The sequence below is a fragment of the Candidatus Nitrotoga sp. AM1P genome (genome assembly GCF_013168275.1).
In the GTDB taxonomy this organism is placed as follows: Bacteria; Pseudomonadota; Gammaproteobacteria; order Burkholderiales; family Gallionellaceae; genus Nitrotoga.
Window position 1 is genome coordinate 1,532,506 of sequence record NZ_AP019547.1, and the last position, 26,747, is coordinate 1,559,252.

Genomic DNA, 26,747 nt, shown 5'->3' on the forward strand with positions numbered 1-26,747 from the left:
AGTGTACCCTTAGTTCGCCATTATGGTTTGCTGTTGTTCCGGAAAAATAACATAGTCGTCTCGAGTTTATTGTTGCACCGTGTAAAGAAAGTGTGGGCGCTAGCGCGACACCTGACTTAGGGCATGGTCTCTAGGCTTTATTCTTAAGTGGAGATACACCGCCATATAACCTGAATTTCATATTTCGAACAGGTTCTAGGTTGCTGTTCGTCCCGAGACAAGGTAATATTTCCGCCCTTTCGCTTTGTATTTTGTGAGCATAGATTGTATGGGTAACGCTGTGGCGATGTGTGTCGCCACTTTTTTTGGGGTTAATGATTTTTAATGAGGAACAACGTGTGAGTCATTCTTCGTTGCCGGTCCAGCAGGGTTTGTATGACCCGCGCCATGAGCACGATGCGTGCGGAGTAGGCTTTGTGGCGCATATCAAGGGTAAGCAGAGCCATGACATGATCTGTCAAGGCCTGCAGATACTCAAAAATCTTACTCATCGCGGCGCGGTGGGCGCTGACCCCTTGGCGGGAGATGGTGCGGGTATTCTGATCCAGGTTCCAGATGCATTTTTGCGTAAATCATGCGCTGCACAGGATATATCCCTGCCGGCATCGGGCAAATACGGGGTGGGTATATTGTTCCTGCCGCGCGATACGGCGGCGCGTGCCGCCTGCGAGCAGGTGATTGCCGACAAGATTGCTGCGGAAGGACAAATTTTGTTGGGCTGGCGTGATGTGCCGGTAGACAATGGTAGCTTGGGCGAAAGCGTTAAGGCGGTTGAGCCATTGGTACGCCAAGTATTCATTGGGTGCGGTTCGAATTGCACGGACGTCGACAGCTTCGAGCGTAAATTGTTTGTTATTCGCAAGATTGCAGAGCACGCTGTGCGCGGCCTGCCCAATGAACAAGGGCGAGGATTCTATATACCGTCGTTTTCTGCGCGCACTATCGTATACAAGGGAATGTTGTTGGCCGACCAGGTCGGCGAATATTACCTCGATCTGCAAGATGAAAGTATGGTCAGCGCATTGGCGATGGTACATCAACGTTTTTCCACCAATACTTTCCCCTCCTGGGATCTGGCGCATCCATTCCGTATGATTGCGCACAACGGCGAGATCAACACCTTGCGCGGTAACGTGAACTGGATGACGGCGCGTCATGCAGCGATGTCATCCAGTTTGCTGGGCGCAGATCTGGAAAAATTGTGGCCGTTAATTGTGGAAGGCCAGTCTGATTCCGCCTGTTTTGATAATGCACTGGAATTGCTGGTGGCAGGTGGTTATTCGCTGCCACACGCGATGATGCTGCTGATTCCTGAAGCCTGGGCAGGGAACCCATTGATGGATGAAGAGCGCCGCGCGTTTTATGAATACCATGCTGCGTTGATGGAGCCGTGGGATGGCCCCGCCGCCGTGGCTTTCACGGATGGTCGCATGATCGGCGCGACGCTGGATCGCAACGGCCTGCGCCCGGCGCGCTATCTGATTACAGATGATGACTTGGTGTTAATGGCATCTGAAATGGGTGTGCTGGATATTCCACAAAACAAAATTGTGAAAAAGTGGCGACTACAGCCGGGCAAGATGTTCCTCATCGATCTGAAAGCCGGCCGCATCATAGATGACACCGAATTGAAGCAGCAGCTCGCTACCGCAAAACCGTATCGCGAGTGGATTGAAAAGTCACGTTATTTCCTCGGCGACCTGCCAAGTGTAGACGTAAAGAAAGTACTCAAGGAAAGCTTGTTAGACACCAGTCTGCTGGATACTCAGCAGGCATTTGGCTATTCTCAGGAAGACATCAAATTCATTCTTGCGCCCATGGCTGCCGCAGGGGAAGAAGCAACCGGCTCTATGGGTAATGATGCTACCTTGCCTGTGCTGTCGGATAAAAACAAAGTTCTGTACAGCTATTTCAAGCAGCTTTTCGCTCAGGTGACTAATCCGCCTATCGATCCGATCCGTGAAGAGATTGTCATGTCACTTACCTCGTTTATTGGACCAAAGCCCAATCTGCTCGGTATCGACGAGACCGATCCGCCGCTGCGTCTTGAGGTACATCAGCCTGTGCTATCCAATGAAGATTTAGCCAAACTGCGCGACATCAGCACATTAACTCAAGGACGTTACAAGGCGCTGGTGTTGGATATCACTTATCCTGCGGCACAGGGCGCAGCGGGTTGCGAGGGCGCAATAAAGGCACTGAGTGCCGCAGCCGATCAGGCGGTGGCGGATGGTTACAACGTGCTGATTTTGTCCGACCGTGCGATTTCAAGTATACGCGTGGCGATTCCGGCTTTGCTGGCTTGTGCGGGAGTGCATCATCATCTGGTACGCGAAGGGCTGCGCACCAGCACCGGACTGGTGGTGGATTCTGGTTCTGTGCGTGAAACCCATCACTTCGCACTCCTTGCCGGTTATGGCGCTGAGGCGATATGCCCGTGGCTGGCCTATGAAACTATTGCTGCCATGAGCGATTATTTACCTGCGGGTCTATCGAACAAGGATGCAAATAAACGTTTCATTAAAGCAATAAACAAGGGGCTGCTCAAGGTAATGTCCAAAATGGGCATCTCCACTTATCAGTCTTATTGCGGCGGACAGATTTTCGAGGCAATCGGCCTGAACGCTGATTTTGTATCGCAGTATTTCACCGGCACGGCGACTCAGATCGAAGGCATAGGCTTACATGAAGTGGCCGAAGAAGCGATGCGTATTCATCAAGCCGCTTTCGGCAACGATCCGGTGTTGTCCAATGCCCTGGAAGCGGGAGGAGAATATGCCTATCGTGTGCGGGGTGAAGAGCATATGTGGACGCCGGATGTCATCGCCAAGCTGCAACATGCCACGCGTTCCAATAACGGACAGACGTACAAAGAATATGCGAAGCTGATTAACGATCAGACTCAGCGCATGAAGACATTGCGCGGCTTGTTCGAGATCAAGTCAGCTGGCGCGCCCGTGCCGCTGGCAGAGGTCGAGCCGGCAAAAGAGATCGTCAAACGTTTTGCTACGGGAGCAATGTCGCTTGGATCTATTTCCACCGAGGCGCACACCGCTTTGGCCATCGCAATGAACCGTATCGGGGGAAAATCTAATACGGGCGAAGGTGGCGAAGACCCGATGCGTTTCAAGTCAATTAAAGGTGGCGAGAAACTATCTGAAATTATAGGCAAAGGGCGCATTGAAGCTGATCTGACTTTATTGCCAGGCGATTCATTGCGCTCCAAAATAAAACAAGTGGCCTCGGGTCGCTTTGGTGTAACAGCGGAATACTTGACGAGCGCCGATCAAATTCAAATCAAGATGGCGCAAGGCGCAAAGCCAGGTGAAGGCGGCCAGTTACCCGGCCACAAGGTGTCAGAGTACATCGCTAAATTGCGTTTCGCCATACCGGGTGTGGGGTTGATTTCACCACCGCCGCATCACGATATTTATTCCATCGAAGATCTGGCACAGCTCATTCATGATCTGAAAAACGCTAATCCGCGCGCTTCCATTTCAGTCAAGCTGGTATCTGAAGTGGGCGTTGGTACGGTAGCGGCCGGTGTAGCCAAGGCCAAGGCGGATCATATAACTGTTGCTGGCCATGATGGTGGCACGGGTGCCTCGCCGTTGTCTTCCATTAAGCATGCCGGAACCCCGTGGGAACTTGGGCTGGCGGAAGCTCAGCAAACGCTGGTGTTAAACCGGTTGCGTGGACGGATTGTTTTGCAGGTGGACGGCCAGTTGAAGACCGGGCGCGATGTATTAATCGGTGCGTTACTCGGCGCGGATGAGTTTGGTTTTGCCACAGCGCCACTGGTAGTAGAGGGCTGCATCATGATGCGCAAGTGCCATCTCAACACCTGCCCGGTGGGCGTGGCTACGCAAGACCCCGAGTTACGCAAGAAATTCACCGGTCAGCCTGAACACGTGGTGAATTATTTCTTCTTTGTAGCCGAAGAAGTACGCGAATACATGGCGCAGATCGGTATCCGCAAGTTCGATGATCTAATCGGTCGTAGCGAATTGCTTGACGCAAAACATGTCATTGAACATTGGAAAGCCAAGGGTCTGGACTTCTCGAAAATTTTCCATCAGCCTGATGTACCGGTTAGCGTGGCGCGCCGCCATGTCGAAGAACAGGATCATGGGCTGACTCAGGCGTTGGATCATCGACTTATTGCCGAGGCTATGCCTGCATTGGAAAGCAAGTTGCCAGTAACAATAGAAGGCCGCATTCGCAATGTTAACCGTACCGTCGGTGCAATGCTGTCGCATGAAGTGGCAAAACGTTATGGCCAAGCGGGATTGCCGAACGATACGATTACGGTGAAACTACAAGGCACGGCCGGACAGAGCTTCGGCGCTTTTCTCGCGCATGGCATTACCTTCGAGCTGTCTGGAGAGGGCAATGACTATGTCGGCAAGGGATTATGTGGCGGGCGCATCGTGGTGCTACCGCCCAAAGAATGTAACATCGTGGCCGAGGAAAATATCATCGTTGGCAATACCGTGCTGTATGGTGCGACCAGCGGCGAATGCTATTTCCGAGGGGTGGCTGGCGAGCGTTTCGCAGTACGCAATTCCGGCGCTATTGCAGTAGTGGAAGGCTTGGGCGATCACGGTTGCGAATACATGACCGGCGGTATAGTGGTTGTGCTCGGTCAAACCGGACGCAATTTTGCTGCAGGCATGTCCGGCGGCATTGCTTATGTACTGGATGAAGATGGCGGTTTTGAACATCGTTGCAATCTGGCGATGGTACAACTGGAACCGGTACCCGATGAGGCTGCTGCGAGCGACCTGGGTGAAGTCGAGACGCATGGCCGGGTACATTTTAACCACCTTGGCAAGGCCGATGAACAGGTTTTGCGCGACATGGTGAGTGCGCATCTGCGCTACACCAACAGTGTCCGTGCTCAAGATATTCTAAATAATTGGGCGCGCTACTTGCCGAAATTTATCAAGGTCATGCCGACTGAGTACCGCCGCGCCTTACAGGAAGTCGCGGCGGAACAAACCAAGCAATTGGAGGCTGTATAAATGGGTAAGATTACCGGATTCATGGAATTCCGCCGCATAAGCGAGCACAGCTTGCCGGTTGCGGAGCGCCTGAAAAATTATAAGGAATTCATACCGCGTCTGACCGACCAGCAGACATCCGTGCAGGGTTCGCGCTGTATGGACTGTGGCATTCCATTTTGTACTACAGGTTGCCCGGTTAATAACATCATCCCGGACTGGAATGATTTGGTTTATCGCGGCAACTGGAAGCAAGCGCTGGACGTGCTGCACTCTACTAACAACTTTCCAGAATTCACCGGACGAATTTGCCCTGCACCGTGTGAGGCGGCCTGCACATTGACCATTAACGACGATGCGGTAGGCATCAAATCCATCGAGCATGCCATCATCGATAAAGGCTGGGAAGAAGGCTGGGTGACTCCGCAACCAGCACAGACCAAATCCGGCAAGAGGATTGCCGTGGTTGGTTCTGGTCCGGCTGGCTTAGCTTGTGCGCAACAATTAGCTCGTGTCGGGCATGACGTGGTGGTATTCGAGAAAAACGATCGAATTGGTGGCCTTTTGCGTTATGGCATTCCCGACTTCAAACTCGAAAAGTCGCACATCGATCGTCGCATTGAACAGATGCGCGCCGAGGGTGTGGAATTCCGCGTCAATCAGCATATCGGCGTGCAGGTGTCGGCACAAAAATTGAAGGACGAGTTCGACGCTGTAGTATTAACGGGTGGGGCTGAACAACCACGCGACTTGCCAGTGCCCGGGCGTGCGTTGCAGGGAGTACACTTCGCAATGGAATTTCTGCCGCAGCAGAACAGAATCGTGGCGGGAGACGTGGTACCCGATCAAATTAAAGCGACGGGCAAACATGTGGTGGTGATCGGCGGTGGCGACACGGGTTCTGACTGTGTCGGTACGTCCAACCGTCAAGGCGCGGCTTCGGTGACCCAGTTTGAGGTCATGCCGCGCCCGCCCGAGCAGGAGAATAAGCCGCTGATCTGGCCATACTGGCCAATGAAGCTACGCACGTCCAGCTCTCATGAAGAAGGCTGTCAGCGTGATTGGGCTGTGGCGACCAAGGAATTAACCGGCAAAAATGGCAAGATCGAAAAATTGCATGCCGTGCGCGTGGAATGGAAAGACGGAAAGATGCAAGAAGTGCCGGGCAGCGAAATTGAGATGAAGGCCGATCTCGTGCTTTTGGCTATGGGCTTCGTCAGCCCGATGCAGCAGGTCCTGGAAGCGTTTGGCGTTGAAAAGGATGGTCGCGGCAATGCCAAGGCTGTCACTGAAGGAGCGGGCTATTATCAGACATCGGTGGATAAGGTTTTCGCTGCTGGCGATATGCGTCGCGGCCAGTCGCTCGTGGTATGGGCAATACGCGAAGGCCGCCAGGCGGCACGTGCAGTGGATGAGTATTTGATGGGTAGTTCCAGTTTACCGCTCTAAATTGAGTTGTCCCTGTCAGGCGCTGAACGACGGGTTGCATGCAATCAACAAGCTGCGCTGACTTCTCTCTAATAACAGCTATCCCGGGGGATCCTACTCGGTACGCTCAGAATATTGGGTGCTATGGAACATCTAAATCGCCTTCACTGCACCCGCGCCTGGGCACCCAAAAACCCTTCTTCATCTATGGCGGATGATGCACAACAAAATACCGCAGGGCATCCCTTCATTTCAAGATATTGATGCTTGAAGACGATATTATCTTCCTGGTTTTTTGCATTTATCTGCTTCACCGATAACCAAGTTACCTAGCTAATCTCTCTGATAAGGGAGTTTGAGAGGTCAGAGGTAAAGCTGTTTAAATTTAGTCAATATAAATTAAAGAGAACAACATGAATTTCAAATTAAAAAATGACACCTTCCTGCGTGCTTTGTTACGTCAACCAACTGACTATACCCCCGTGTGGATGATGCGCCAGGCCGGACGATATCTGCCGGAATACTGTGCCACACGCAAGCGTGCCGGCAGTTTTCTGGATTTATGCAAAAGCCCCGATATGGCGACGGAAGTTACATTGCAACCGCTGGATCGATTTCCTCTGGATGCTGCGATTCTGTTCTCCGACATTCTCACCATACCGGATGCCATGGGTCTTGGATTATATTTCTCCGAAGGAGAAGGGCCAAAATTTGAGCGTCCCTTACGCGACGAGGCTGCTATCAAAGCGTTAAGAGTGCCAGACATCAATAAAGATCTGCGTTACGTCACCGATGCCGTGTCGCAAATTCGCAAGGCGCTGAATGGTAGCGTGCCATTAATTGGTTTTTCAGGCAGCCCATGGACGTTATCTTGTTACATGGTGGAAGGCGGTGGCAGCGACGATTATGCACGCGTAAAAACGTTGATGTATAAAGAACCCAAGCTGATGCACCACATTCTGGAAGTCACTGCACAAGCGGTAACGCAGTATCTCAATGCCCAGATTGAAGCAGGTGCGCAAACCGTGATGATTTTTGATTCCTGGGGGGGAGTGCTTTCGCATGCTGCTTACTACGAGTTTTCACTGCCTTACTTGCAGCAAATCGTGCAGGGGCTGAAGCGCGAACATGACGGCATTAAAATTCCAGTGATCGTATTTACCAAAGGTGGGGGCTTGTGGCTGGATAGCATTGCCGATATTGGCTGCGATGCGGTCGGGTTGGACTGGACCATGGACATTGGTGTAGCGCGACAAAAAGTGGGCCATAAGGTTGCGCTGCAAGGTAACTTGGATCCAGCCGTACTGTTTGCCACGCCGGAAGTTATTTGTGCCGAGACAGAACGCGTGCTGGCTAGTTATGGCTATGGCAGTGGTCATGTATTTAATCTGGGACATGGCATTTCTCAATTCACCAACCCTGACAATGCTGCGGTGTTGGTACAGGCAGTTCATGGCCTAAGTCGCAAATATCATTAAAAATGCTTGACATTTCGTCTGGTTATACACAATCGCGCAGCTATCCACTATCAGGAATAATTTTATCCTGATATTAAAGTTTAAAATTTAAGTTATTGTTTTTATTATTAATAAATTGTGCCTATGAAATGAGCGGCAGGGCAAAACCATATACAGCATCAGTAGTTAGCCTACTTATATTGGAATTATCCACATTGTTATCCACAGCTTATGTGGAGAATAAAAAATACTCAATTAAGTCAGTTGGCTTAGCTCAGTATGATAGAAATTGCTGGAGCAAATTTTACTAAATGCGAATTGTTCGCGTCGCGCTAGATGTGCCATTGTCAACACTATTTGATTATTCGCTAGACAATAGCATCGCGATCATTCCGGGACAGCGCGTATTGGTTTCATTTGGACGCAAAAAAATGGCAGGAGTGGTGATGGAATGCGCAATGGATTCCGTCCTTTCTCCAGAACGTATCAAGCCCATTTTGCAAGTGCTGAGAGACATTCCGCCCCTCTCCGATGAACTACTTGTTTTGCTGCGCTTCTGCAGCGACTATTACCACTATCCCCTTGGTGTTACTGTGCTTTCCGCCTTGCCAGTACGTTTGCGTACCAGCCAGCTGGTCACGCTCAAGGAAGCGATGCAATACAGACTAAGCGTTAGCGGCCGTGCGCTCGACTTGAGCCTGCTGTCTAAGCGCAAGGTGGTGCAGCACCGCATCCTCGCAGCCTTGAAGTTAGATTCATTAACTGCCGCGCAAGTGCGCGCATTATCACCCAGCGCAGCATCTGCGCTTAAAGCATTGTCACAAGCGGGATGGGTCGAGACGTGTGCAGTACCTGCAGTTTCCAGCACATTTACATTCAACAATACTCATACGTTGACCTTGGAGCAGCAGCAAGCAGTGGACGCAATTACTAAAGCATCATGCTTTGGCTGCTTCCTGCTGCACGGTATCACCGGTAGCGGTAAGACCGAGATTTATGTGCATCTGATGAACCGGATATTGCAGCAAGGCGGGCAAGTGTTGCTGCTGGTACCGGAAATCAATCTTACGCCTCAGCTGGAAAATTATTTTCGCAGCCGCTTGCCGGATGTTGAGCTGGTCAGTCTGCACAGTGGCTTAAGTGACGGCGCACGCATGCAGAACTGGCTGCGTGCACAGTCTGGCCGCGCGCGCATCATACTGGGTACGCGTCTGGCAGTATTCACGCCGCTGCCACAACTGGCATTGTTGATTGTAGATGAAGAACATGACGCTTCGTTTAAGCAGCAGGATGGCTTACGTTACTCGGCACGAGATGTGGCAATCTTTCGTGCTAGCCAGCGTGGCGTACCGATTGTATTAGGATCCGCTACCCCTTCACTTGAAAGCTATTACAACGCCCAGAGCGGACGCTACCAAATGTTGCGCCTGACCCAGCGCGCGGCGACACAAGCGCAGTTACCGACGGTAAGCTGCATTAACACCAGCAATATCGTTATGCAGCACGGCCTCAGTGAACCACTTCTCAAGGCCTTGGCCGAGCGGCTCCAGCGCGGAGAACAGAGCCTGATATTCATTAATCGACGCGGTTATGCACCCGTGTTGATGTGTGGCGCTTGCGGCTGGCTGTCTGGTTGTTCAAATTGTGCGGGCAAGCTGGTGCTGCATCTTAAAGATCGTCGCCTGCGCTGTCACCATTGTGGCCATCAGGAGCGTGTGCCACACGCCTGTCCGTCATGCGGCAACGCCGATCTACAACCGATTGGCATCGGCACGCAACGAGTGGAGAGTGCATTGCAGGAGCATTTCCCCCAGGCGCGCATTCTGCGCGTGGACCGTGACAGCACGCGCAATAAAGGGACATGGCAAGCCATGCGTCAGCAAATTCAGAATGACGCGGTAGACATTCTGGTTGGTACGCAAATTTTGGCGAAGGGACATGACTTCCCTAACCTGACGCTGGTGGGTGTACTTAACCCGGACGGTGCGTTATACAGTAGTGATTTTCGAGCATCGGAAAAATTGTTTGCCCAACTCGTCCAGGTAGCAGGGCGCGCAGGCCGTGCCGACAAGCCGGGGGAGGTGCTGATCCAGACCGCATTTCCTGATCATCCATTGTTTCGCGCGTTGCGAGAACATGATTACGATACGTGGGCAAAAACCCTGCTCGCGGAACGTCAATCCGCCGGATTCCCGCCATTCATGTATCAAGTAATGCTGCGTGCTGAAGCTAAGCTTGAAGCCCACATGTACACTTTCCTGCAACAAGCGCGAGATGCTGCAATTGAACTTGCTATGCCAGTTGATATTTACGGCGTGGTTCCTGCTGCCATGTCGCGTCGCGCTAATCATTTTTTAGCGCAATTGCTGGTGCAAAGCGAAGCGCGAAAACCCTTGCAGCAATTCCTGCGCGAATGGCGACCCTTGCTGGATGCGCTACCAGCACAAAAGCTACGCTGGTCGCTGGACATTGACCCAATAGATTTCTAAATCGTCAAAGCGATTATGAAATAACGCATTTCAAGGAAATATTTATATGCTTCCAGATTTGATGAGCTTACTAAGAAACGTAGTCGGCACCGAGCACGTGCTGAATGGCGAAACCGCAGCACCTTATTGTACCGACTGGCGCGGGCGCTATAGCGGCAAGGCGCTGGCTGTGGTGCTGCCTGGCGATACGCAACAGGTTGCTGCGGTGGTCGCGCTGTGTGCCGAGCACCGCATTGCCATTGTCCCGCAAGGCGGCAACACCAGTTTAAGCGGGGGATCAGTCCCATTGCCGCAAGGACAACAGATCGTGATTAACCTGTCACGCATGAACAAAATTCATGCGCTGGACACCACCAACTATACATTAACCGTGGAGGCAGGCTGCACCTTGGCCAAGGTGCGCGAGGCGGCAGAGCAGGCCGACCGTCTGTTTCCTCTTGGTCTCACCGCCATCGCGGCACAATGCGAAATCGGCGGCAACATTTCCACTAATGCCGGCGGCATTGGTGTGCTGCGCTATGGCAACATGCGTGACCTCGTGCTTGGACTGGAAGTCGTCTTGCCGGATGGTCGCATCTGGGATGGATTACGCAGTTTGCGCAAGGACAACACCGGCTATGATTTGAAGCACTTATTCATCGGCGCAGAGGGCACGCTGGGTATCATCACAACCGCTGTACTGAAGCTGTTTCCACGTCCGCAATCGGTGGTAACCGCGTGTGTGGCGGTACGCGATCCGGCAGTGGCGGTAGAGCTGCTTGCCCATTTGCGTGCTAATTGCGGCGACAAAATAAGCGCCTTCGAAATCATTTCGAGGTCCTGCCTGGATCTTGTTTTAGCGCATATTCCCGATACGGTTGAGCCATTTGTTACGCGTTATGAATGGATCGTGCTGATCGAACTATCGGATGTGCTGCAAGCGCCGCTCGATACACCTTTACTCAATGCGCTACAAGCGTTCGGCACAGGCATCCTCGAGTTCGCCGTCGATTCGAAAAATAACGCCATAAGCTGGTGGAATTTGCGCAAAAATATCAGCGAAGCGCAGAAACGTGAGGGCATTAGCATCAAACATGACGTCGCTGTGCCTATCAGTCACGTGGCAGAGTTCATCGCCCAAGCGAATGCCGCCCTGCGTGCCGCATTCAATGGTCTGCGCATTGTTGCCTTCGGCCATATCGGCGATGGCAACATCCATTACAACATCTCAATGCTGGATTCTGCACAAAACCCGGCCCTCATCGCACAAAGCCAACAGGTCAACCGCATCGTGTACGACATCGTACATGGATTAAACGGCAGTATCAGCGCCGAGCATGGGCTAGGCCGACTCAAGCGTAATGAAATACGTCATTACAAAAGTGCGCTGGAATTAGAGCTAATGCGCAGTATCAAAAACACCTTCGACCCAAGTAATTTAATAAATCCGGGGAAAGTAATATAGTGAGTGCTCTTTGAGATACTCTATGGGTGGTCGCGGTTATATGCGCCATTTGGAATCAGAATATTATGATTTAAACGGTTTGGCTGTACACCACTTTTTGCCAAAGCACATCACTAGATCTTCGGATTTCTTGTAGTCGGCCAACAGGCCATCAATCAATTTAAGTAGCGCATCACTGTGGAAAATAAAATGCTGCGCCAGCCTTTTCCTTCGGTTGGCAGCAGGCAGGTCGCACCGATCATTCCGGTCGCGATGTACACCGGGAATTCAACCTTTAAGGTCCATAGAGAACCATTAACGGCGTGAGGTATTGGCAGGTCTTCAAAAACGCCAGGTAGCGTGTTGGTTTTCAGACTTATTCCATTTCTCAATCAATAATAAAATATTGAATGGTGCATTGCATCTGCTAATAGCAACGGAGCATAGAATGCTCCACATAGTTATTGCCGCTTTGAAAGATAAATGGAATTAGTAGGAAAAACATATGAAAACAGATTGTTTTTTCGTATGGAATCAACGTGCTCGTCTGGGTGTGGGAATTAAACTGAAGTTAAGGGCCAGTGCCAACCGTCTTCTGTACTGATCGTACGATGCTCGTAGGCAATTTGAGACAATGCGATCAACGGATATAAAATGCGATTCGCTCTAGAACTAATGGGCTTTTATCGTTGGTTTTCCAGTTCAGCCGAATACGTCTGAATTCCGCATTATCGTGCTCGGCCATCAGCGGCAGCAGTGAGCCTGCTTTTACCAACTGCAGATTGGCCAAAGAGGTTTCCGGAAACAGGGGTATCCATTTTCCGTCAGCTGTTTGCCCTTCAACGCTTACGGTAGATAACATTTTTGGCGTCGCAGCCTTGAAAATGATCGCGCTGTAATTCGCCAGTTTGAAAGCCAAATCATCAGGTGATTCCAATGAAACCTGACCGTCAGCGTTGCCATGCAAAGTGAACATTCCAGAGGTGACATCACTTCTCGTTCCCAATATCGGCACCCAGCCATCGTCGTCGGCGTATCCGTCACCACCAAAGGTCCACAGTCTTGCTCGGCGTGGTAAATTGGCGTGACTTATCATGAAATTCTTGATGGCGTCCTCAAGTGGCGTGTCACGTAGCGCCGTGTAGGCGACGAATCCGGGCTGTCCCACAAAGCTACCCCGGCTACCGTTCCATGCCATCGGTGAAATAAAGTGCGCTCCGTAATTGTAAATTTCCCGCAGTGATTTGTAAGCTTCAGCGAAGTTGGGGAGACGAGACGGGTTGCGTAAATCGGCAGTATTGTGTTCGATCACTGCCCAGTCAGAATCGAGTTTGCGGAACACTGAAAACAACGAGTTAGATTCCTCCATCCTGACCTGATTGACAGCACTTGGTCCATAGAGAATGGCACCGAGGTGCCCATTGGATGGCATCGCCCCATCGACTGACATGCCGCCCATATCGCTGTTTCTCGCGGGACTATCCAAGTGGATCGGAAATGGCATGCCGAGCGTATCCGGAGCCATGAAACCTTGAGCAGAATAAATAAATTCCTTACCTATTCCGGCTTCTCCAATCCATTGCGAAAGTTCGTCGTAATGCAATTTAACCAGATGACGGCGAAAATGTTCCCACACTGTTACCCATGCATCTTTCCAGAACGGATTAATATGCATTGGAAATACTCTAGGTGGATCAACATCTTCCCAACGCTTGAACTGACGTCCGCTCAGCGCATTCACGTCATGCAGCGTCAACGGCCTTTCTTTCTTGTAGCGGGAAAGGTCAGGTTCGCCTGCCATAGTCCGTCCGGAATATGGCCCGCTTCCCCGCAACCATTCGCGAAATTGGCGCAAAGTACCAGGGTTATAGTCATACCATTGCTGACTCGAAAAAAAAGGATTCAGGTACACATCTGGGTCAGTGGTTACACCAATGAAAAGTGACGGGTATTGTGATGCAAATTTACGGATGATAGACGCGGCATTCTGCAAATTACGTTTTTTGTAATGTCTATTTTTTGCAGCGTAGATGTTGAAGGTCAAGGAGCGACCGAGTTCGGGTGAATCCATGGAACCGGAGAGATTCTTCAGGTAATCATCCCCCATCACCTGATTTTTTTCATTCCACTGCAAGTTGGCTGCATCTTGTTCGAGCGCGTCATTGATATCCCATTCCGGTGCATCGCACGCGGCGTCGGCCCAAATTCCGCCATTCAGCGTAAACAATACAGGTAACTGATGTTTGATCGCGTAATCGATAACGCCATTCAGATTGTCTTCGGCGATCGTCCGTGTGCCACATTTGTGACTGGACGGGAAGTCGGCATCGAAAGCGTAATCGCTGGCCCTGCCTTTGGTCGTACGCAAATAAAGAATGGGAACCCGAATTCCAACTTTTACTGTCTTGCTTTCATAGGGGCGAAATACCGTGTCGATTTCCTTTCCGCCTCCACCAGCCACATTGCTCGTGGCCATAATGAAGTAAAAAATGTCATCACGCTTGACATCGCGACCATTTAGAAGGTCGGTCCACGTATCCATGGCACCAATTGCAGGTTGGGTGCGACGCCCAATGACCGAAGTCCTACCTTTCCTGTCAGTGACGACCACTTCCATTACGCTCCAGTTCGCGACCCATACTGACGTATCGACGACTCCCTCAAAACCGGCCTTGGCCGCATCCGGGTAAGCTGGATAAGCCTGCGCGACATCCGTTCGGATGAGGGCAGTTTGCAAAGGGATACGGAATTGGCCATTCAACACCAGCTCTACACCGCTTACGCCGTCTTTGGCCAAGGCCCAGCCGACTACCTTGATTTGTGTGCTGTTGGCTGGATCTTCTGCCAACTTGTCAAGGTATCCGATTGCGGCTGACGCTTGTGGTGCTGCTTGCGTGAACTTAAACCATTGTGGACGATGACTCTTGATGAATTTGTAACCAACGCCGCCCATGATAGAAACGACAGCCACTAACAACAAGGCAATTAACCAGCGGCGATTTCTGGAGAAAACAGTCATGTTTTTCAACCTATCAAGCTATTTTATAAATACGGATATCAAAGCACTGACACTCAGCAAAGAACGTCATGGATTTTTGGATACCCAGTAACCATTACCCCAAAACGTGGGGGAGGCGTCGCCACAAGTCATACCCAATTGATATAAACCCGCCGGAAGAGATCGTTTGTCCACTATGCCGCCAAAAAAGCCGTGCCTCGAGTGGTCATGATAAATATTCAACCAACCCCAGTCAGGCGGTTGTATTTCAAAATACAGAGTTTGCGCATCGTTTTTCAGTACAAGCCGTAGTGGCTCAAGAGTACATTTCTTATCAGAACCTCCATAAATAAGCGCTGCCTTTTCGCCATCAATAAATTGGTACATCAGGTGATCGTACCCTACATTTTGTTGTTTCAGGGTGGAAGATGGAACTCCTTTGGAGGGCGGCACAGGAATTGCCACAAATTCTGAAAAAGATGGGGGTCGGTACATCCCGTAGCGCTCGGCGGTATCAATTACATGATTTGAAAAAGCCGTGCCGGGAAATCCGGATAACACCTGCACCTTCCCTTCAATGCCGCGATAAGCCATCCTCAACTTCGGCAGAAATCCTAAATCAATAATCGCCGCATTGTAGTGGATCAGGTAGGAAACAAATACGGTACTCGAAAGAACAAGGCCAAAAAATCCGAAAAACCTCTTCCAGGCAAGCGATGACACATGAATAACTGACCCCAGGTAAATGACCACCAACATCAGACCGGAATATGGTTTATAGCGGCTTAATAGCGCTGCCTCAACACCAAAGCCAGCTCGCCCTAAGGACATCATTGCCATCGAAAGCAGGACAAAAAGACCGAGTCCCCACAAAACAGGATTGCGCTTTGGAAGGCCTTGCCATGTGAGCACCCCGAAGCCAGCCACAAGCAATGCACCGAGGAAGATTGCCCCGTTCTTTCCCCAGACTAATGCACCACACAGCGCCAAAAAAAAGCGGATCAATTCGCTTGGTGATGTAGTTACGGGAATCGAGGGATCGTTTGGAAAGCCTCGTGTATAAACCCATGCAACCGCAATAAATAGCAACGCCATTATGAATGCGTATGCAAAACGTCGCTGCGAAACGAGCACCGCCGCACAAGCCAGAAAAACGACCATGCCACTGGCCGTCGTGCAGGTTGCGAGCAGCGCGGCAAACAGGGCAACAAAAAAGGATAAGCCTGATCGCTGTGATGCATAAGCAATTGCAAAAAAAGCAAATGCCAGTACAGGCAGATTCTGCAGAACCCCTGTTGCCCAAAGCGAGGCTTCGAAATATGCGGGCGACAGTACCAGCAATGCTACCGGCAGAAAATAAGCAATGCGATTTTTTGAGATGGGCAAAACCGACCCTGCATATTTCCATAGCCCCCAGAGGACTGCTATCAAGGAACTGCTGCCGATGAGAGCCAGAGTGCGGAAATCAATATTTCCAACGATCTTGTAGAGCGCAACAATGGCGGAATTCAAGAATACCAACCGATGCTGACCGCCTGAGAAGTCAGTGAAAAACCCAAGTTTCTGGCTTAATGAAAGGTCAGGAGGAAGGCCGTGAAATATGATGAGCCGATTGAGGATCTGAACGTAGTCATCACCAAAAGGTACTGGAATTGCGTAATGCCAAACCCACAGGAGATGGTTGGCGATGATTGCTGCCAGCAATAAACCAAGCACAGCATTGAAAGCGGAGAAATCGCTGCCTGCTCTCTTGTTTTCGCCATGAATTACAGGTTGAATGTGAGGTTCATTCAACTTTAGCTTTCACGGGTGATATCACCCAAGGTAGTAATCATTTAATGATCTTCTTCACAAGATATATGGGCCGATTCTTGGTCTCGATGTAGATACGACCTATATATTCACCCAACACGCCGATACCAATTAACTGAAGTCCTCCGAAGAAAACAACAGTGGTCAATAACGTCACATAACCGGGAGTATCTATACCAAAAAAAAGGGCGCGCAGAATGACCCAGCACGCATAGAAGAAGCCAACCGCCGTGACCATCAAACCGGCATAGGTCCAAACACGCAGAGGTATTGTGCTAAAACTGGTGATACCTTCAAGGGCAAAATTCAACGACTTCCACTTGTTGAAAGATGTCCGTCCGTGAGCGCGCGGGGCGACGTCATATTCAACGAGCTCATATTCATAACCGACCCAGGCGAACAAGCCCTTCATGAAGCGTCGGGATTCCGGAAGTCGCTTCATGGCGTCACAAACCTGGCGGTCAATCAGCCTGAAATCACCCGTGTTAGAAGGGATTTCTATGTTGGAGATATTGTTATGAAGACGATAAAATATTCCCGCCAACAACCGATAGAGAACGCTTTCGGTTGATCTTGAGTTTCGTTTGGCTAGTACAACCGGGACTCCGCTACGCCACTTCCGTATGAATTCAGGTATCAGTTCGGGAGGGTGCTGAAGGTCTGTATCCATAATTATCACTGCATCTCCGGCAGCAAACTCAAGACCGGCCGTCAATGCAGCTTCTTTGCCGAAATTACGGGTAAAGTCAATGATGGTGATTGCGGGATAGCGTTTTTTTGCAGATTCCAGTGCCGAGAGCGTCCTATCCTGGCTGCCGTCGTTGATACAAATCAATTCAAATTGGCAGTCTGGGATGTTTGATATAACGTTATCAAGCCGCTCAAAAAAAAGTGAACTGCCTTCTGCCTCGTTGAAAAAGGGGAGGACTATGGAAATCGTCATTACAACGATGGGTTGCGTTGTCTGCATGATTTTTCCAAAAACTTTCGCAATACTTTCTATTGAGACGAATTGCGATAAAAAAACAAATAGAGACTGAACGACTTGGTTGGCAAGGGAAAGTGCTCCCTAGTTTACGTTATCAAAAAAATCTTAAACATACCTCAATCTCATCAACAGTATTAACATGCTCATGCCACATTAACTTTTCATAACCCAGTCCAGTACGCCGGGTGAATCCAGAGCCGGTTCTATACTTCCAAGCCATTTTTCATAGCCAGCCCCCTTCTCGCTGGGAACTCCTGCACAAAATCTTCCGTATTCCCGCAAGCAAAGTCCCGAGCGGGCAATTTCTGTCGGCAAATCCAGCAAATGTGAATCCATGATTCAAGCACTCTGGCAATATTATTTTCAAGTCCCCTGACAGTAAGGTTAGCCACGTATTCTATGTCATAGATAGATAAATATTCATCAGGTAATGGCTAACGGTATTTCAGGAATTGCCTAAAGATGGCCTCTTCACTTGCTTCGTCTGCACTGGTCATTTTGAAAACGTATAGGTGCGATGAAGCAAAAAAGATATTACGGGAACCGTGAGCGAAATCAGAAAAATGGTTAAGGCGAAATGCCAGCCGAAATGATCGCCAAGGTGACCAAAAGTTGCGTTAACGATCAACCCGAGTAACGAAACAAGCTGAAACCGAGCGTAATTTCGTGCTCCCGGCCTACTCTGGAAACTCCATCGGGCATTCATCAAGAATGAAAAAAATGAGGCCACAATGTAGGCTGTGACATTGGCATACATCTGATTGAATTCCGCGAGCCACATCAACAACCCTACGATAAGAAAGTGTACCGTTGTGTTACATACGCCAATCAGGGCATATCGCGTGACTTGCACACCCGGTTTTAGGGTCTTCATTTTTGGTGACAGGGGACTGCCTGATATTCCATTGGTTTTTTATCTTTCAGCAGGCGGGTTCATACTACCAAACTTTCATCTTGCTGAACACTGTAAGCCTTGTCCTGTCAGCGCTAAGTAGTAATGTCTCCTCTCCCAAGTAGGAATATCCCCCCGACAAAACCAAACACTCAAATACCACAAAGAACTGATGGGGTACGCTCTCTTTACCAGGTTTGGTATTCATTTGTCTGATCAATTGCGATTACTGCCCAAAAATTGGGCTTGCTGCTCACAATAAAATCAAGTTGTCTCGATGTATTAGCTCTGGCTCATCAACATAGCCCAAGAGGGATTCGATTTCGTTACTGGGGTGGCCAGCGATGCGACGCGTTTCTGTCGCATTGTAGTTGATCAGACCGCGCGCGATATCTTGTCCGTGCGTATCGAAAATGGCGACCACGGTGCCGCGCTCGAATTCCCCGCTCACTTTGGTGATACCGACCGGTAGCAGGCTCTTGCCTTCGTTACGCAGCGCATGCACTGCGCCAGCATCCAGCGTTACCTTGCCACTGATTTGCAGATGATCCGCCAGCCATTGCTTGCGCGCATTCAGAGGTAACGGTTGCGCTTCCAGCAAAGTGCCGATACTGTCGCCACGCATCAGGCGTGGTAACACATCTATTTCATGACCAGATGCGATCACAGTGTGCGCGCCACTCCGTGCAGCCCGTTTTGCGGCGAGCACCTTGGTAAGCATGCCGCCGCTCCCGATGTGGCTACCCGCCCCCCCCGCCATGGTTTCAAGCTTTTCATCGCCCGCTTGCGCCAGACTGATTAGCGTCGCACTTGGATCCTTGCGCGGGTCAGCAGTGTAAAGGCCGATCTGGTCAGTGAGGATAATGAGCGCATCCGCCTCAATCAGGTTAGCAACCAGTGCACCTAAAGTGTCGTTGTCGCCAAACTTGATTTCATCGGTAACCACCGTGTCATTTTCATTGATAACGGGAATAACGCCAAGAGTCAGCAGAGTGCGCAGTGTAGAGCGGGCGTTGAGGTAGCGTTCACGATCGGCAAGGTCGGCATGGGTGAGCAATATTTGTGCTGTATGCAGGCCGTGCGCGCTAAAACAGCTTTCATACACCTGTATCAAGCCCATCTGACCGACTGCGGCAGCGGCCTGCAATTCATGCACGGCGCTGGGGCGTTGTTTCCAGCCTAATCGCTGCATGCCTTCTGCAATCGCACCAGAGGAGACCAATACGACTTTGTGCCCATTCTCACGTAGCGTAGCAATTTGCTGCGCCCAGTTCTGGATTGCAGGGATATCCAGTCCCTCACCCTGATTGGTGACCAGGCTGCTGCCAACTTTGACGACGATGCGTTTGCACTGGGTCAGAATGGTTTTCATGATGCATTAAAGTATTAGATTATCGGTTTTTTGGGCATTGTCGACGTTGGCCAAAGCTTCCTGTTTAGCAACCTGCTCCACATGCTCCATGATGGCGTAGCTCAACTCTTTACAGCCGTCGCCATTAATCGCGGAGATGGTGAAATAACGTGTGTAGTCGCCGAACCCTTGCAGAAAAGCAGCGATCTTTTCATCTTTATCTTGTAGCAGGTCAAGCTTGTTTAGTACTAGCCAACGCGGCTTGTTGTACAGCACTTCATCATATTTTTTCAGTTCATTCAGAATTGAATGGGCTTCATGCACCGGATCGGCTCCCTCGTACACCGGGGCAATGTCGACCAAGTGCAATAGCAAACGGGTACGCATCAAATGGCGTAAAAACTGATGTCCCAGTCCTGCACCTTCGGCAGCGCCTTCAATCAGGCCAGGAATATCGGCGATAACGAAGCTCTTTTCGGCCGATACTCGTACCACACCCAAGTTCGGATGTAGCGTGGTGAAGGGATAATCGGCTACCTTGGGGCGGGCAGCGGAAACCGCGCGAATGAAGGTGGATTTGCCTGCATTGGGCATACCCAGCAAACCCACGTCGGCGAGTACTTTTAACTCTAATTGCAGTTCGCGCCGTTCACCTTCAACGCCTGGGGTACATTGACGCGGAGCACGGTTGGTGCTGGATTTAAAGTGCAGATTACCTAAGCCCCCTTTGCCACCTTGGGCGAGCAACATTTTTTGCCCATCGTGATCCAGGTCAGCAATCAATTCACCGGTATTAATATCAGTAATGACAGTACCAACTGGCATGCGCAGTACAATATCTTCCGCACCTTTACCATAGCAATCTGCACCCCGTCCGGCTTCACCATTACGCGCGCGGTGATGGCGCGCAAAACGGTAATCCACCAGGGTGTTGATGTTGCGGTCTGCGAGCGCATACACGCTGCCGCCCCAACCGCCATCTCCGCCATCGGGGCCGCCCTTGTCGATATATTTTTCTCGCCGAAAGCTGGCCGCACCATTGCCGCCATCGCCTGCGATGACTTCAATTTTTGATTCGTCGATGAATTTCATGATGTCGGTTACCCTGCAAATAAAAAAGCCCTACCTCGCGATAGGGCTCATTGTACTTGGCTAGGAGTACTTAGGCTGCAACCACGAAGATAGTCTTACGTCTTTGTGCACCTTTGACAGCGAACACTACCTTGCCGGCAATCTTTGCAAACAAGGTGTGATCCTTGCCCATGCCAACATTGTCACCAGCGTGGAATCGCGTACCGCGCTGACGTACGATAATGCTACCGGCGTTAATTAATTCGCCGCCATAAATTTTAACGCCGAGGCGTTTTGAGTGTGAATCGCGACCGTTACTGGTACTACCGCCACCTTTTTTTGATGCCATGTTTCTTCTCCTTCAATTACGCCGAAATGCCGTCAATGCGGATTTCAGTGAAGTTTTGACGATGACCTTGATGTTTTTGGTAATGCTTGCGTCGACGCATCTTGAAGATTCTGATCTTCTCGCCACGACCATTCGATACTATGGTTGCCGTGACAGTCGCGCCAGCCAATAGAGGTTGGCCAACAGATACTGTATCGCCATTACCAACCATGAGTACCTTGTCCAGCACGATAGCACTGCCGACCTCACCTGCGACGGTTTCAATTTTCAGGGTTTCGCCTGCGACAACACGATATTGCTTACCACCAGTCTTGATTACTGCGTACATAACAACCTCGCTTGAATGCGGTTTTACAGAGTCGCGCATTATACACAAACGGCACTAACCGTCAAAATGGTTTTTTGTGAAAGCGTTATCAGCTGCTAATTCTGTGTCCTGTATTCCATACAGCAGCTGATTAATTCACATCCAGGTCGGCGAACAATTGGGTGGACAAATAACGTTCGCCATAGGATGGGATCATCACCACGATCATTTTGCCAACATTTAACGGGCGCTTGGCAACTTCAAGGGCAGCCCAAACCGCCGCGCCGGAGGAAATCCCCACCAGCAGGCCTTCTTCCTTTGCCAGGCGCCGTGCCATATTAATGGCATCAGCATCTTTGACACGTATTGCTTCGTGGAATATATTTTTATTGAGTACTTCAGGTATAAAACCCGGCCCTATACCCTGAATTGCGTGCGGACCGCGCTGGCCACCGGAAAGTACGGGCGAGGCATCGGGCTCCACGGCAATTATTTGCACGCCAGAAAAAATTTCTCTCAATACTTCACCCACACCCGTGATAGTGCCCCCAGTTCCCACACCCGCAACAAAGATATCAATCATGTCGTCAGTGTCGCGCATGATTTCTGCGGCGGTGGTAGTACGATGGATGGCAGGATTAGCGCGATTGGAGAATTGCTGCATTACGAGGTAGCGCGAATCAGCCAAAGCCATTTCTTTTGCCCTCTTCATTGCCCCGGGCATACCATCCGAGCTTGGAGTTAGAATAACTTCTGCGCCATAAGCTTTCATCAAAATGCAACGTTCACGGCTCATGTGTTCGGGCATTACAAAAGCGCACTTATAACCGCGAGCTGCGCAAACCATAGCGAGACCGATGCCGGTGTTGCCCGATGTTGGTTCCAAAATAATTGTATCTGGTTTAATTTTGCCTGCTTTTTCAGCATCATCAATCATTGCCACAGCAATACGATCTTTGACACTGAGCGCAGGACTGAAGAATTCCAACTTGGCGAGGATGGTGGCATCTATGCCTTCGCTCACGCGGTTTAATTGCACTAATGGTGTGTTACCTATCAGTTCCGAAACATTTTTTGCAATCTTCATCTACTTCCTCTCTATCTATTCATATTGCAGCATTCAGGGCCAGATTAGTCGTGTACTACGTCGGCCAAATAATACCTTATGAGAGGTTTTTCAGTCCAAGCATTTTCGGGTCTGAGGGTATGGCACTCGGTTAAGCAATCGTTGAACATAAATAAAATATAGCCAACCTTTGTCAGTTGAATGTATTTGATGCATCGCTTGACTTAGCCCGTATCAACGTTTTGATCGCCGCAAATGAAAAATAAAATATCTACTCCCCTTTATTTACTTAAGGGGTTTTTTGCGTACTTCTTTTTTTAAGTTTCCAGATTTATCTTTGGGTGGGTCGTTTCGTTCCGCAAGTTGTTCTTTGAGGTCGTCCAGTTCCTTTTGTAGTTTGACGACGATCGCTTTGCGTTGCGCGACGCGCTCATTCCAGCGGCTTACGACTGCATCACGCTCCTTGATAGCGATTTCGACCTCCGCTTGAGCGCGAGCAACCAATTCCTCCTTTTCCTTAAGTGTGACTTTAATGGCCGGCACCTTGCCCGTGCGCTGCGCTACCATACTTTGTGTAAGCCGGGCGGTGAGATCATTTTGCAGTTTGAGCGCTTGCTCCAATGTTTTGATGTCCATGTTGTACACCCCTTAAATTTTGACGTTGAAATTGATGATCGGCAACGGAGTGACGGTGCCGGTATTGATATAATCCCCGGTGGTGATGTTGCCCATGAGTATGATTTTGGGACGATTGGTCAGCGACATGGCATTGACGTTGGCCGCAGCCTTGATGTGATTGCCCATAGCGATCAGATGCCCTCCCCACAAAAGCACACTCGCGCCTCGCGGGTTGGCCTCAGCACTGAGATGGTCGCAGATATTGTTGTTGAAAGTCACCTTCTCGAAACGGAAATCGATGTTGTCATTTATTACAATACGCATAAACTCCACCAGATGAGTGCGACCCGGTCCACTGAAGTGATTATCACTCACCTGCGCACTGCCGAACATGTAGGCAAACTCGCCCGCGCCGCCAATAAAACGTACTGCCAGCGGCCCGATCAGCAGCAATGCACGATGTTCGTTCACTGGTTCGAGCATGGCGGGCTGGGTATAACCGACACGGTTGCCGCTGATCTGGCAAGCAGGCATCCAGCCGCCGATGCCGATAGCATTGATAGTAGTGACCTGGCTGCCATCGGCGGAGATGCCAGTGTCGATCACCTCGCAATCTTCAATGCGCAGATGGGCACCAGACGGCGTCAACACTTCTTCAGCGTACACGCCTATGCCTATCGAGAAATTAGGGGCGTAGCCGCAGTTGAGCACCCGGTTTTTGAGTAACGCAGTGGTGCCACGCACGAACATCACCATGCCTAAAAGCAGACAGGATTGCAGGAAATTACCACTGATCTCCAGGTTGATTTCCTGAGTGGCGGTGATACCGGCACCTGCCTGATCGATGCGATTACCCACTATACGATTGCGTTCGCCCTCACTGAGATGCACGGCAAAAAACACTTCGCGCAGATCGTTGTTGTCGATGCGGCTGACACTACAATCATCCACCCGCACGCCGTACCATCCGGCGCCAGCGCCATCAATATGATTACCGACCACGACCGGGCAAGCGACGCGTGAGACGATAATGCCCGATTGCACACCTAGCAATTGATTGTCGCTCACCACGACGTGATCGGCACTAAAACCATTTTTCGCATCGGCGAGGCAATAGATGCCAACGGGCACCGCCGGTTGACTCACTTTAACGCTCGCCTCCAAAAGGTTGACGGCGATAATTGCGTGGTCACCACTGACACGAATACCGCCCCATGCGGCGGAGAGCAGGTCAATCTGATTACCGCGCACCTCGCAACGAGAAGCTTCGATATCGATTGCATAGAAACGAGAATCCAGGTAGCTGCGCATTTGTGCGACATCAGATGGAACGTTATCTTGCGTGATACCGGCGCTACGGCTGATGCGATTACCAGATATGAGCGAACCTGCGGCGTTATGGAGCAGGGAGATGCCGACCCAGAAATGGCGGATGCGGTTGTTCTCGATGCAGCACGCTTGGGTGTGATCGGTGTCGATCCGGATGCCGTATTGGCCGTTGGAGCCATCGACCTGACCGAGGAATCTACCGGTGATGCCTGCAATAGCGTTGTCGATAATGTGCAGACTGCCCTGATAATCCTGGCTCAGGATGCCGACCAGGAAATTGTCCAGACGATTGGCGATCAGATCAACATCGATCACGTTGCTCAAATTAATGCCGACATAGAGCGGCGGTGCTTGCAGCGGCGAAACCAAAACGGCAAGCGCACAGTGCTCCACCCGCACCCGCGTGCAACTGTCCAGGTACAGCAATGCGCCAATATCGGCAGCAGCGGCTGTGGCCTCAAAGCGTATGCCCTCGACGATAATATCGCTAACTGGTGAACTGACGTCGCCGATCTGCAAGGTTCTGGCTAACCCTGCCGCACGCACGATAGTACCAGGACTCTCGCCGCGCAGGATGATGTGTGACGAGCGTATCTGAATAGTAGTGCTGATATTGTGCACGCCCGTTTTCAGGCACACACAACCCCCTTCGTCCGGTAGCGAATCGATCGCGGTTTGGATATTTTCACCGGGTGCGACGTTGACAGTGCAGCACCCGCCGCATTCGGGCGGCCATTTCACACGGCAGTCGGTTTCGTCGTCGGGAAAGGTAACGATAGCCAGCCGCGCGTAATGGCGATAAATGCCGCGCGGCGGCGCCTGGGTGTAGGTTTCCACCGAAGTATCGTTGGTACGTGCCGCAGATACCCAATAGTCCCCGCAGTGGAATCCACCGCCGGATGGATCGAGACTGAATTGAATTTGAATTCCGTTTTCCAACACCACCCAAACGCCCGCCGCCGGTACCGGGATCAAGCCGGTGCTGCCGGCCGCATCGAGATTGACGATGACATTGTTGTTGGCGTCGCGCACTGTGCCCTTCTGGTCCCAGCGCCGCACACGGGTATGGCGGGAATCCAGGGTGTCGAGGCCGCCGCCGGGAATGAGATTTGCTGGCAACGCGGGGGAGAAGCTGATGGTTTGCTTGGCATCGTCAACACTAATTTTGCGCATTACGCCGCGGCGCAACGCGGGATCGCCGTTTTCACCACTGAGTTCGCGCCGGTCGTCAAGTATCTCTACCCAGTCACCGGTATTGAAACGCAGCACCGCGTCGCGACCCAAGCTGGCCAATTTGAGTTCGGTGCTGGTCGCGGTCTGAGAGACAATTTCCACTACATTACTCGCCACGCTGGCATTGTCGCGTGACCATTTGAACGTCGCCGCGCCCACGGCGCCACCATCGTGAATCTCGACGCGATAGAGCTGATTCTCCAGTCCGCGATACCCACCACCGGGCGGCAGTTCGCATGGATCAAGATCGGGTGGAACGCCCTCCGCCTTGATGGACATGCGCCCGCCGGAGGGAAGGGAAAGTGCTTGCCAGCCCGCTACCGTAGTGTCAGGTGTGGTGCAGTTGGCGCCGTTGACATTGGCCAGCAAGCGGACCTGCCAAACAGTTTGCAGACGCGTGGTGGTGTCCACGCCCACGGCGCTTTCCACCAGATTAGCTTGCTGAATATACGTGACTTCGCGCTGCCAGACTTCGAGATAAGCGAGATGCGGTCCGCCGCCGGGCAAGGCTGGCGGCGCAGGAAAATACGGCTGCAAGTTGTACGCCAGCGCCGTTTTTCCTCTTAATTCGGCGAGCACCGCATCAAACTCCACCGCGCCGCCGCCATGGTTCTCCGCCAGCAGCCCATCCACATACATGCGACCGCGGCCGATGCTGATGTTTCCACCGGCGGCCTCGATCTTGAAGGCGTCCGGCGTCTGCGGCGAGACCACCGCCACGCCCGTGATTCCCGGCGTAACATGCACGCCGAGCGTATCCACACTCTCGGCGCGCAAACGTCTGTCCAGCACCGCCACCCACTCATTCCAATCCGAGTCCAGTTGCACACGCCCTTGCTGCATCAAAACGCCGGACAAGTCGATGCGGGGATCGAATCGAACTCGGCTGTAATCTCCACTCATGACTTTCTCCTTATTGTGGCGGCAATGCCG

Annotated in this window: 17 protein-coding genes; 5 read left to right on the top strand and 12 right to left on the bottom strand. The window is 51.2% G+C overall.

The annotated features are described in order from the left end of the window. The first annotated feature begins 314 nt into the window (after positions 1–314). The 5 genes from W01_RS06820 (at position 315) to W01_RS06840 (ending at position 11,821) form a co-directional block, all read left to right on the top strand. Positions 315–5,024, top strand: a complete 4,710-nt coding sequence (locus W01_RS06820; protein ID WP_173053235.1) for a glutamate synthase-related protein — start codon at positions 315–317, stop codon at positions 5,022–5,024. Further along, positions 5,025–6,452 (top strand): glutamate synthase subunit beta, encoded by a 1,428-nt coding sequence (locus W01_RS06825; protein WP_173053237.1) that lies wholly within the window; start codon positions 5,025–5,027, stop codon positions 6,450–6,452. Between the two features lie 392 nt (positions 6,453–6,844). Then, the gene (hemE, locus tag W01_RS06830; RefSeq protein WP_173053239.1) at positions 6,845–7,909 is read left to right on the top strand and encodes a uroporphyrinogen decarboxylase; all 1,065 of its coding nucleotides are present in this window, start codon (positions 6,845–6,847) and stop codon (positions 7,907–7,909) included. A gap of 290 nt (positions 7,910–8,199) precedes the next feature. Further along, complete coding sequence (locus tag W01_RS06835) at positions 8,200–10,377, top strand: primosomal protein N' (protein WP_173053241.1); 2,178 nt, start codon at positions 8,200–8,202, stop codon at positions 10,375–10,377. Positions 10,378–10,423: 46 nt separating this feature from the next. Beyond that, on the top strand, positions 10,424–11,821 hold the full coding sequence (locus W01_RS06840; protein WP_173053243.1) for an FAD-binding oxidoreductase: 1,398 nt from the start codon (positions 10,424–10,426) through the stop codon (positions 11,819–11,821). A gap of 619 nt (positions 11,822–12,440) precedes the next feature. Here W01_RS06840 and W01_RS06845 read toward each other — a convergent pair. From W01_RS06845 to W01_RS06900, 12 genes are all read right to left on the bottom strand, one after another. Continuing rightward, positions 12,441–14,819 carry a hypothetical protein gene (locus W01_RS06845; protein WP_173053245.1) on the bottom strand — a complete coding sequence of 793 codons (2,379 nt, stop codon included), beginning with the start codon at positions 14,817–14,819 and terminating at the stop codon, positions 12,441–12,443. Positions 14,820–14,885: 66 nt separating this feature from the next. After that, positions 14,886–16,592 carry a hypothetical protein gene (locus W01_RS06850; RefSeq protein WP_173053247.1) on the bottom strand — a complete coding sequence of 569 codons (1,707 nt, stop codon included), beginning with the start codon at positions 16,590–16,592 and terminating at the stop codon, positions 14,886–14,888. A gap of 37 nt (positions 16,593–16,629) precedes the next feature. Next, positions 16,630–17,580 carry a glycosyltransferase family 2 protein gene (locus W01_RS06855; protein ID WP_198421256.1) on the bottom strand — a complete coding sequence of 317 codons (951 nt, stop codon included), beginning with the start codon at positions 17,578–17,580 and terminating at the stop codon, positions 16,630–16,632. Between the two features lie 171 nt (positions 17,581–17,751). Then, positions 17,752–17,934: a hypothetical protein gene (locus W01_RS06860; protein ID WP_173053249.1), complete on the bottom strand. Its 183-nt coding sequence runs from the start codon at positions 17,932–17,934 to the stop codon at positions 17,752–17,754. A 157-nt stretch (positions 17,935–18,091) separates the two neighbouring features. Further along, positions 18,092–18,472, bottom strand: coding sequence for a GtrA family protein (locus W01_RS06865; protein WP_173053251.1), 381 nt, complete (start codon positions 18,470–18,472; stop codon positions 18,092–18,094). A gap of 271 nt (positions 18,473–18,743) precedes the next feature. Beyond that, positions 18,744–19,862 (bottom strand): glutamate 5-kinase, encoded by a 1,119-nt coding sequence (gene proB / locus W01_RS06870; RefSeq protein ID WP_173053253.1) that lies wholly within the window; start codon positions 19,860–19,862, stop codon positions 18,744–18,746. Between the two features lie 6 nt (positions 19,863–19,868). Then, positions 19,869–20,933 (bottom strand): GTPase ObgE, encoded by a 1,065-nt coding sequence (gene obgE, locus W01_RS06875; RefSeq protein ID WP_173053255.1) that lies wholly within the window; start codon positions 20,931–20,933, stop codon positions 19,869–19,871. A gap of 70 nt (positions 20,934–21,003) precedes the next feature. After that, the gene (gene rpmA, locus W01_RS06880; RefSeq protein WP_173053257.1) at positions 21,004–21,261 is read right to left on the bottom strand and encodes a 50S ribosomal protein L27; all 258 of its coding nucleotides are present in this window, start codon (positions 21,259–21,261) and stop codon (positions 21,004–21,006) included. A gap of 16 nt (positions 21,262–21,277) precedes the next feature. Next, positions 21,278–21,589 carry a 50S ribosomal protein L21 gene (gene rplU / locus W01_RS06885; RefSeq protein ID WP_173053259.1) on the bottom strand — a complete coding sequence of 104 codons (312 nt, stop codon included), beginning with the start codon at positions 21,587–21,589 and terminating at the stop codon, positions 21,278–21,280. 130 nt (positions 21,590–21,719) lie between these two features. Further along, positions 21,720–22,655: a cysteine synthase A gene (cysK, locus tag W01_RS06890; protein ID WP_173053261.1), complete on the bottom strand. Its 936-nt coding sequence runs from the start codon at positions 22,653–22,655 to the stop codon at positions 21,720–21,722. A 264-nt stretch (positions 22,656–22,919) separates the two neighbouring features. Next, the gene (locus W01_RS06895; protein WP_173053263.1) at positions 22,920–23,270 is read right to left on the bottom strand and encodes a hypothetical protein; all 351 of its coding nucleotides are present in this window, start codon (positions 23,268–23,270) and stop codon (positions 22,920–22,922) included. Positions 23,271–23,282: 12 nt separating this feature from the next. Then, positions 23,283–26,717: a right-handed parallel beta-helix repeat-containing protein gene (locus W01_RS06900; protein WP_256380094.1), complete on the bottom strand. Its 3,435-nt coding sequence runs from the start codon at positions 26,715–26,717 to the stop codon at positions 23,283–23,285. Positions 26,718–26,747: the final 30 nt, after the last annotated feature.

What these genes read in the sequence shown, in the direction of transcription:
- W01_RS06820 (WP_173053235.1), top strand. Translation starts at nt 315, where the DNA reads ATGATTTTTAATGAGGAACAACGTGTGAGTCATTCTTCGTTGCCGGTC.
- W01_RS06825 (WP_173053237.1), top strand. Translation starts at nt 5,025, where the DNA reads ATGGGTAAGATTACCGGATTCATGGAATTCCGCCGCATAAGCGAGCAC.
- hemE (WP_173053239.1), top strand. Translation starts at nt 6,845, where the DNA reads ATGAATTTCAAATTAAAAAATGACACCTTCCTGCGTGCTTTGTTACGT.
- W01_RS06835 (WP_173053241.1), top strand. Translation starts at nt 8,200, where the DNA reads ATGCGAATTGTTCGCGTCGCGCTAGATGTGCCATTGTCAACACTATTT.
- W01_RS06840 (WP_173053243.1), top strand. Translation starts at nt 10,424, where the DNA reads ATGCTTCCAGATTTGATGAGCTTACTAAGAAACGTAGTCGGCACCGAG.
- W01_RS06845 (WP_173053245.1), bottom strand. Translation starts at nt 14,819, where the DNA reads ATGACTGTTTTCTCCAGAAATCGCCGCTGGTTAATTGCCTTGTTGTTA.
- W01_RS06855 (WP_198421256.1), bottom strand. Translation starts at nt 17,580, where the DNA reads ATGCAGACAACGCAACCCATCGTTGTAATGACGATTTCCATAGTCCTC.
- W01_RS06860 (WP_173053249.1), bottom strand. Translation starts at nt 17,934, where the DNA reads ATGGATTCACATTTGCTGGATTTGCCGACAGAAATTGCCCGCTCGGGA.
- W01_RS06865 (WP_173053251.1), bottom strand. Translation starts at nt 18,472, where the DNA reads ATGAAGACCCTAAAACCGGGTGTGCAAGTCACGCGATATGCCCTGATT.
- proB (WP_173053253.1), bottom strand. Translation starts at nt 19,862, where the DNA reads ATGAAAACCATTCTGACCCAGTGCAAACGCATCGTCGTCAAAGTTGGC.
- obgE (WP_173053255.1), bottom strand. Translation starts at nt 20,933, where the DNA reads ATGAAATTCATCGACGAATCAAAAATTGAAGTCATCGCAGGCGATGGC.
- rpmA (WP_173053257.1), bottom strand. Translation starts at nt 21,261, where the DNA reads ATGGCATCAAAAAAAGGTGGCGGTAGTACCAGTAACGGTCGCGATTCA.
- rplU (WP_173053259.1), bottom strand. Translation starts at nt 21,589, where the DNA reads ATGTACGCAGTAATCAAGACTGGTGGTAAGCAATATCGTGTTGTCGCA.
- cysK (WP_173053261.1), bottom strand. Translation starts at nt 22,655, where the DNA reads ATGAAGATTGCAAAAAATGTTTCGGAACTGATAGGTAACACACCATTA.
- W01_RS06895 (WP_173053263.1), bottom strand. Translation starts at nt 23,270, where the DNA reads ATGGACATCAAAACATTGGAGCAAGCGCTCAAACTGCAAAATGATCTC.
- W01_RS06900 (WP_256380094.1), bottom strand. Translation starts at nt 26,717, where the DNA reads ATGAGTGGAGATTACAGCCGAGTTCGATTCGATCCCCGCATCGACTTG.